The organism is Halalkalibacterium ligniniphilum (assembly GCF_000334155.1).
Taxonomy (GTDB): Bacteria; Bacillota; Bacilli; order Bacillales; family Bacillaceae_D; genus Halalkalibacterium; species Halalkalibacterium ligniniphilum.
Map to the genome: position 1 here is coordinate 1 of NZ_ANNK01000154.1, position 1,675 is coordinate 1,675.

The window sequence follows — 1,675 nt, forward strand, 5'->3', positions numbered from 1 at the left end:
TGAACGCCGAATGGCCACAGCGTTTGTTGAGGAAATGAAAAGGTTCGATCCAGGTATAGATTCATCGTCTTGGGGAGCTGCATGGGAGCCAAGAACGAAAACGATTAGCTGTATTCTTTTTACGTTTGGTGTTGTTTATTTAGAAAACATCATGCTCCTAGGATTTGTGTTTACTAGCTTAATTATGTTGGCTAAGTTGAGCCAGTTCTCCTTTCGGTTTATTTTATCGAAGCTTGTTCTTCTCGTTCCTTTTCTATTGTTAATGAGCATTCCAATCTTGTTATCAAATGGATTTCCAATTGACGGTGAATTGCTTCGTTTTGTCCTACAGATCAGTTTAAAGTCTGGGGCTGCGCTACTTGTTATGATGATTTTGGTTTTGAGCCAGCCGCTCCATCAATTACTGAATAGTCTATCTGCTTTACCGATCCCAGGCGTCATCGTGTCCATTTTATCATTGACGGTAACATATACTCGCATGTTTTATCGGTCGTTAACCTTTTTTTATAAAGCATTGGTTTCCCGGTTATTTCGCCCATCGGCTAAGCCAGCCTCTTTAAAGGTCTATAGTGGGGTGATGGCGGGGGTAATTATGAAAGCTGTGGATCAGTCGGATAAAGTATATCAAGCGATGGCTGCCCGTGGATTTTCTGGGAAGATCCCTACTTCTCCTCCTCGTCCAATTAGTAAGACGGATTGGATCAAGTCTGCAAGTATACTAGGTTTTATACTGATAATTATATTGATTGAAAAGTGGTGGTTCTAATAGAAGTAATCTCAATTAAAGAGCTATCGTATACATATCCAGATCAGACAATAGCACGAACAAATCTTTCATGTTTGTTTAAAAGTAATAAGATTGCTCTACTTGGTGCGAAAACAGAAGAGGCCTATATGTTAGTGATGAAGATGTGTGTGACAGAAGAAATGTCGCTTTAAAGGAGTTTGAATCGATGAAAAGGAATGTTATGTCTGTTTGTTGTGTGTGGCTTCTCTTTTTCTTAATTGCCTCACCTGTCTATGCTCATAAAATGCTTATGGAACCCGTTGAAGCAGGTACTGTCAAAGTTCATTACGAGGATGGAAGCTTTTCACAACGTACCGTCGTCGTTGTGTACGACAATGAAGAGAATCAACTATTTGAAGACAAGCTTGATGAACAAGGGCATTTTTATTACGGTGATATAGAAGGTGCTCATTTACTTGTGGCTGAAGACGGGATTGGACACCGGGTGGAATGGGAAATTGGTGTAGTTGAAAGTAATGAGTCTGTCATGAATAGATGGGGGACAATAACTGTCGTTGTGCTGCTCTTTATCGGAATTGCTTGGTTTTTTACGAAACGAAAAAACAGCCGCTCAAGCATGTAGTATCCATTTTATTGACAAACTATAACTGTAACGTGTAACGAAGGTATTCGCTATTAAGACTTGGAGAAAAGCCAAGCTTTGCTAATGTACGAGACATCAATATCAGTAAAAGACGACAAATAAAGAGGCTGGGATAAGAGAGTTTTTATTGATGAGCAATCCGAACGTCATGATCGTTGCTGGATAGCATTCGCTTCGGAAATATACTTAGCACTCCGCGGGCGGCTGGTGAGCCTCCTCGTGCTTTTCGCACGGTGGGGTCTCACCCTTGCCTTTGATCCCGCAGGAGTCTACGTCTATTTCCT

2 protein-coding genes are annotated in these 1,675 nt (G+C 41.0%); both read left to right on the forward strand.

The window, feature by feature from the left end:
• Nucleotides 1–766: energy-coupling factor transporter transmembrane component T family protein (locus BLT_RS0118990; RefSeq protein ID WP_017729306.1), on the forward strand; the 766-nt coding region annotated here is incomplete at its 5' end.
• A 187-nt stretch (nt 767–953) separates the two neighbouring features.
• A complete protein-coding gene (locus tag BLT_RS0118995; protein ID WP_017729307.1) occupies nt 954–1,370 on the forward strand; it encodes a hypothetical protein in 417 nt (138 codons plus the stop codon).
• Nucleotides 1,371–1,675 lie beyond the last annotated feature (305 nt).

Coding starts and splice junctions, on each gene's coding strand:
- BLT_RS0118995 (WP_017729307.1), top strand. CDS start 954: ATGAAAAGGAATGTTATGTCTGTTTGTTGTGTGTGGCTTCTCTTTTTC.